The 5,863-nt window shown below is 54.0% G+C and carries 6 protein-coding genes and 1 tRNA gene; 2 read left to right on the top strand and 5 right to left on the bottom strand.

Features of this window, described 5'->3' with window-relative positions:
* Positions 1 to 117 precede the first annotated feature (117 nt).
* The gene (locus tag WBM93_RS08110; RefSeq protein ID WP_424430638.1) at positions 118 to 645 is read right to left on the bottom strand and encodes a helix-turn-helix transcriptional regulator; all 528 of its coding nucleotides are present in this window, start codon (positions 643 to 645) and stop codon (positions 118 to 120) included.
* A gap of 564 nt (positions 646 to 1,209) precedes the next feature.
* On the opposite strand from WBM93_RS08110, the gene WBM93_RS08105 reads away from it, so the two are divergent.
* A complete protein-coding gene (locus tag WBM93_RS08105; RefSeq protein WP_424430635.1) occupies positions 1,210 to 1,350 on the top strand; it encodes a hypothetical protein in 141 nt (46 codons plus the stop codon).
* 8 nt (positions 1,351 to 1,358) lie between these two features.
* On the opposite strand, the gene WBM93_RS08100 is transcribed toward WBM93_RS08105, so the two are convergent.
* From WBM93_RS08100 to WBM93_RS08090, 3 genes are read right to left on the bottom strand one after another with little or no spacing between them, the layout of a single operon-like run.
* Positions 1,359 to 1,541 carry a Trm112 family protein gene (locus WBM93_RS08100; RefSeq protein ID WP_424430632.1) on the bottom strand — a complete coding sequence of 61 codons (183 nt, stop codon included), beginning with the start codon at positions 1,539 to 1,541 and terminating at the stop codon, positions 1,359 to 1,361.
* A complete protein-coding gene (locus tag WBM93_RS08095) occupies positions 1,538 to 2,158 on the bottom strand; it encodes an LON peptidase substrate-binding domain-containing protein (RefSeq protein WP_424430629.1) in 621 nt (206 codons plus the stop codon). Before WBM93_RS08095 ends, WBM93_RS08100 begins: the two co-directional genes overlap by 4 nt.
* Entirely contained in the window at positions 2,155 to 3,063 is a 909-nt protein-coding gene (locus tag WBM93_RS08090) for a tetratricopeptide repeat protein (protein ID WP_424430626.1), read from the bottom strand. Before WBM93_RS08090 ends, WBM93_RS08095 begins: the two co-directional genes overlap by 4 nt.
* A 212-nt stretch (positions 3,064 to 3,275) precedes the next feature.
* Between WBM93_RS08090 and WBM93_RS08085 the strand changes: the two genes are divergently transcribed.
* A tRNA-Gly gene (locus WBM93_RS08085) sits at positions 3,276 to 3,350 on the top strand.
* Positions 3,351 to 3,797: 447 nt separating this feature from the next.
* On the opposite strand, the gene WBM93_RS08080 is transcribed toward WBM93_RS08085, so the two are convergent.
* A complete protein-coding gene (locus tag WBM93_RS08080; protein WP_424430623.1) occupies positions 3,798 to 5,366 on the bottom strand; it encodes a putative bifunctional diguanylate cyclase/phosphodiesterase in 1,569 nt (522 codons plus the stop codon).
* Positions 5,367 to 5,863 lie beyond the last annotated feature (497 nt).

The following is a 5,863-nucleotide window of genomic DNA, read 5'->3' as shown; positions in this document are numbered from 1 at the left end:
TCGACCTCATTGATTTTTTTCGCAATGGGACGTGCGGCTTCTATACGTTGGTTCAACATGTGACTCTCCGGACGCCGGATGACACCGGCGTCTATTAGCGACCAAAAATTACAGAGATCAGTTCGGGTTGATCAACCTGCTCACAAGCATCGCTGCAAGACAGACAAAGGCAAATGCAAAGGCGAGTTTAACCGAAAGGTCGGCGATCGCCCAGATTCGTGCCCCTTTGCTTAGATCATTACCCGTTTCTCCCTGCCTGCGGAACGGCACCGACAGGAGCGGGCTGGAGAAAGTGGCATAGGACTCATAAGTCGTTTGCATTTCCCTGACCCTGTCCCGGTCCGGTGACGCTGCCTGTTGTCCAGGCAAGGGATAAATTGCGTCGGTTTTGGGTGTCGGGACAATCCCAATTTCGTTGGGCACAAAGAATTTGGGAGCGGTTCCCTCGAGATCAGCCAGCATCCGCGCCGCCGCCTTGCTGCTCGTGACCTGCAATTTCTGTCGCGCCGACCGCAATCGTTCGTTGATGATATTGGGCGTAACCCCGACTGCCTGGGCAGCGGTTTTGGCATCGTGACCCTGCAAAAGCAGGCGCAGCGCCGCTTTTTCATTCTCGTTCAGATCATCGCAAAGCACTCTGGTCATGGCATGATCATAAATCAGGGACGTCCATTTAGCAAAAAAGATCGGCCAGGAGTTTTACAATCTCCGTCTGGTCGGTCCCCGCAAAACATTTTTCGCCCCGATATGATAGGGTTAATCCAGATGTTACCGATACACGAAGTTACGAAAAGTCCCAAATACCGTGCGGATATTGATGGGTTTTCGATGGGTTGCTGGCTTTAAGTTCAGCCTGTTACTCCCATTTTGACCGGTGACACGGGTTGAAACTCGAGAACCTGGCCCGACCGGCTCATATTTTACATTGTCCGGCTGAAAATCCTCGACAATGGATTGTTCGGAATGGCGGCACGATGGTTCCGGTCCCCCTGGATTCATGCCTGCCCTGGTGAACGTCCGTTGGTTAAGCGACGCGAATATTCTGGTCAATATGTCCTCGCTCCGATGGATTTTCAAGCCGGCCTATAGGGAAGCGATCATAGCCGAGTTGCTTCCTTCAACAATCGAATCCGGGTCGATCGACTCTCTCCCAGACTGTGGTCGACCCGGAATTGATATCCTTGATGGCGGCAAATCCGCTGGAATTTTATGATGCGGGGTTCGATTGCCGCCGCCGTGACGCTGGCGATATTCATCACCTTGGTCAGCCTAGCTGAGGATGATCCGCCCGGAAGGTCAGTGTCCGAAGCGGATTCGGCTGGCATCCGCGCCGCCGCATCCGACATTTGAACACGATATTATAATTTGCGTGCTTCTTCGACCAGCATGACCGGAATGCCGTCCTGTATAGGATAGGCCAGGCCCGCCGCTTCGCTGATCAGTTCCTCCGCTTCGACATCATGGACCAGCCGGGTCCGGGTCATCGGGCAAACCAGAATGTCCAGCAACTCACGGTCTATCGCCCGCTTTTCATCGCTCACTGTAACGTGACCCGGTCGTCGTCACCATCCTGCCGTCCGAAAAATTGCAGCAGCTGGATGATCAGCTCTGCGCGGTTGGCAAGGCCGTCGATTTCGAGCAAAGCCTGTTTCGACGCCGCATCAAAGGGTGCGATCTGCGCGATACCGTTGACAAATGCCATGTCGTCGAGCCGGCCGATGCTGTCCCAGTCGACCTGATAGCCTTGCAAGTCGGCAAATTTGCGTGATTCAATTTCCAGCGCGGCACGCTCGGCGCTGGCCAGAACTTCGTCGCTTTCCTGATCGTCTTCAATCTCGGCTTGCACCTGCCGGAATGCGGTTGACGCGTCGATTTCCTCGATGATCCGGAATCGTGCCACGCCTTCCAGCACGACGTTGAAACGGCCGTCATCCAGCGCCTCGATATCGATGATCTTGCCAAGACATCCGATATCGAACAGGGCAGGGCGCTCGCCCTCTTCCTTGGGCTGGATCATCCCGATCTGCCGGTCACGAGCCATCGCGTCATTGATCAGGGCGCGATAGCGTTCCTCGAATATGTGCAGCGGGAGATGCATGCCGGGAAACAGCAATGCGCCCGACAGCGGGAAGATAGAGAGTCGTTTGCTTTCGGTCATCCGAAGAGCACGGCGCTGAGCTTGCGACGAGTAGCGGCGACCCATTCGTCTTCCAGACCGACCATTTCGAACAGCGAGAGCAATTTCAGCCGCGCCGCACCGTCGTTCCAGTCTTTGTCGGCGGCGATAATCGTCAGCAGATGCTCCGCCGCATGGTCATGGTCGCCTGTCGCAATCAGCGCGCCGGCGAGGTCGAATCGTGCCTGATGGTCCTTGCTGTTGGCCGCAACGGCGGCCTCCAGTGCTTCCAGCGCGCCCGCGTCAGGCTTGTCCTTGGCCAGTTGCAGGGTTGTCTGTGCGCGTTCGATCGCGGGGTCGCTGCGCAGCTCCTCCGGCAATCCGTTCAGCGCTGCTTCCGCCTGCTCCAGATGATCGGCCGCAACCAGTGCGCGAATCAGCCCGCCGACGGCCTCGGCATTGTCGGGGGCCATTTCGGCAATTTGCGCGAATATTCCGGCGGCGCGCTCGGCATCACCGCCAGCTAGCGCTTCTTCGCCCATGGCGAGCAGCGGCGCGATATCCTGTTCGGGTTCGGCTCCGCCGCCAACCGGCAGCTTCTCGAGCAGCTGGTCGAGCGCACCAGTCAGCTGGCTTTCGGAGCGTGCGCTGGTCAGATCGGCAACCGGCTTGCCCTGGAATATCGCATAGACGGTCGGGATTGACTGAACCTGGAACTGCGCGGCGATAAACTTGTTTTCGTCGACATTGATCTTGGCCAGCACCACGCCGCGGTCGGCATATTGCGCCGCGACCTTCTCCAGCAGCGGGGTCAGCGCCTTGCATGGCCCGCACCATTCCGCCCAGAAATCAAGGATGACGAGCTTGTCCATGCTTGGTGTCACGACCTCCCGCTGGAAGACCTCTACCGCTTTTTGTTCTTCAACTGTCAGTCCTGCTGTTGCCACATCATGCTCCTGTCATAGCGCGGGGCCAATGCCCGGTCTCGCGCCCAAATCGTTCAACTTGTGGGCTTTATGTGGGGTGCGACGCGGCAATGCCAAGCATATTTTTGCTTTTGCTGCCAGGGAGAGGAGGATTGGGGCTTGCGGGGTATAAAAACCCATGCTAACCGCGCGCCTCAATCTGCTGTTGACGACACCCATGTCACAGCCGCCGAGCGGGCGTAGCTCAGGGGTAGAGCACAACCTTGCCAAGGTTGGGGTCGAGAGTTCGAATCTCTTCGCCCGCTCCAGTTTTTCGGATAAAATGACAATCCGGCGGATTGTCATCCGAAAAACTCCCGAGCGCAAGCGAGGGTGGCTTGCCCAAATATCCCACAGCACTATCACCCACCGAGTTTCCCGCCGATTCAAATTTTCTACTTTTTTGGCGAAGCGTGAGAAATTGGCGCATCCCAATGCCGTCGCTGGCGTTATGGCGGCTTTGTCTCGATAGCGGACGTTAGCTAATCACCGCGGAGATGACCGCAACTGGGTGGGTTTGCGACGGTCTGCTGTGAGCTGGCCACGAAGCAATAGCGGACCTAGGGGCGGCGAATGTCGATCGACGGCATTGCGTTCTCTTAACAGACAATAGCGTTGTGACGGCAATACCCGATCACGGACTTTAAATTTGTCACACTCAGCTAAATCATACCGATCAAAGGCCGATTCAATCATTGTTCCGTCGCGGATGGGGACTATCTGGAAGCTTTGTTGGAGATTCTCTGCTCGTTTTCGAGATTATTTTGAGCCGAATCTGGTTCAATAGCTGCTTTTACATTTTGAATGTTATTATTGCCAGCCGACAACGCGATCTGCGGGAGCAATTTTATGAGCTCATCCTTGGATATTGGCCGGCCATAGAGCCAGCCTTGTCCATCGGAGCATCCCATATTGTCAAGATAGGCCCTCATTTCGTCAGACTCGATCCCTTCTGCCGTGATCGGCACATTGAGCGACGCCGCAAGAGAGGCAATCGAGTTAACGATTGCGGCGCTTTCCTCATTGTCGAGCATTGAGAAAACGAAACTACGGTCAATTTTAATGCGATCGAACGGGAAGGCCTTCAACTGTGTCATGGATGAATATCCCGTGCCGAAATCGTCCAATGATATTCTTATGCCCAATGCCTTCAGGCTCGTAATCGTGCTAAGTACGAGCGGGGTATCTTCAAGAAGACTGCTTTCGGTAATCTCCAGTTCCAATCGTTGCGGCGGGAAACCAGTTTCAACCAGAAGTTTCATAATCTGCTTATCAAGGCTTGGATCACTCAACTGTACAGGTGAAATATTCACCGCTAAAGTTAGTGAATGATCCCAGTCCTTGGCGTCGATCAATGCCTGCCGCATAACCGAAAACGATAGCGGCGAGATCAATCCAGTGCTCTCTGCTAACGATATAAATTCTATCGGTTCTATCAACATTCCGTCGGGATGATTCCATCGGGCCAGCACTTCAAATCCCAAAAGATTGGAGCCTCGAATTCCATATTGCGGTTGATAGAATGGGACAAACTCCCCTTCGGGAATGCCCTCTCTGATTTCGGCTTCCATTTTGTAGCGTTTCTGCACTTCGGCTTCCATGATATCTTCGAAGCAGGAAATACGTTCGCCTCCAGCTTTTTTCGCTTGATACATTGCGATATCGCTTCGCCGGAACACATCTGCGATGCTGGAGCTACCCTCAACTTGCACGTATATACCAATCGATGCGCTGACCGTTGTTATGCCTCCTCCAATCTCCACCGGTTCTGCGAGGGCATTCTGTATTTGTTTGGCGATCGCGAGCGCGGTTTTTCGTTTAGCTGCCTTTCCAAAAAGCAAGATCGCAAATTCGTCGCCGCCAAGACGCGCGCATGCCGAGCTGGCCGGTGTTACAAGAAGTAGCCGCTCAGCCACTGCCATAAGCAACTCGTCACCTGCCTGGTGCCCATAAAGGTCATTGATCTTTTTGAAATTGTCCAAGTCCAAGTTTATCAAAGAGAGATTTTCACCATACTGCAATTTCTGTTCAATTTTTTCAGCAATGCCGGGACGGTTCAAAAGACCTGTTGCGTAATCCTTGACTGCGACGATTTCGACTTCGCGTTGTGCGTCATCCGCGACCTTAGTTTGCCGGGAGAGCACATGGGATCCTCGCCAAATAAGCAGTATTAGTGCGATGTTAAGTAGAAGTGCTGCGCTGAGACTCTGATCCAGAACGATCGCAGCGCCAAACAGCTTTGCAATCGCTATGGGTAAAAGCCAACTGCTCAAGCCGACGAACACGGCGATGGCCCCGCATAACGCGACAGTATTTAGTATATGTGACCTGTTCTTCGAATTTGGTACAAATGGCCCAGTTACTTGCATTCCCACATACCCCAACAAAGAGGCTAACCTTAAGGGGCAAGCATTTCGATAAGATTAAAACGGTTAACTGATATGTGAGCGCGTATGAAACATTATCTTATTTGAGCTAGGCGCATTTGCCCGTCTTCTTCCGCCAAAGCGGTCCCGCGGATGCATCCTCCGTGAGATTTTTCTATGCCCGAAAAAACTTACTATCATCGCACTACGTGCTGCAACGGCGTCCAAAAGCACCTTGGCCCTGCTGGCCGAGTGCTCCTCTTGACAACCCAACGCTCGGGATGGTCTCGACTTGCGCAATCCAATGTACTTCCTGATCATGCTGCCCAAAGACACAGCGGAAGACGCACAGCACGAACCCGGCCGTCCGCTGCCGATCTACCCTGTGGGTGTTGTACTAATTCGGACAATTAAGG

Origin of the sequence: Parasphingorhabdus sp. (assembly GCF_049667325.1) — a bacterium.
Lineage (GTDB): Bacteria > Pseudomonadota > Alphaproteobacteria > Sphingomonadales > Sphingomonadaceae > Parasphingorhabdus.
Note: the sequence above shows the minus strand (reverse complement) of the source record. Positions and strands in the feature narration are given on the sequence as shown.

Coding starts and splice junctions, on each gene's coding strand:
- WBM93_RS08110 (WP_424430638.1), bottom strand. CDS start 645: ATGACCAGAGTGCTTTGCGATGATCTGAACGAGAATGAAAAAGCGGCG.
- WBM93_RS08105 (WP_424430635.1), top strand. CDS start 1,210: ATGATGCGGGGTTCGATTGCCGCCGCCGTGACGCTGGCGATATTCATC.
- WBM93_RS08095 (WP_424430629.1), bottom strand. CDS start 2,158: ATGACCGAAAGCAAACGACTCTCTATCTTCCCGCTGTCGGGCGCATTG.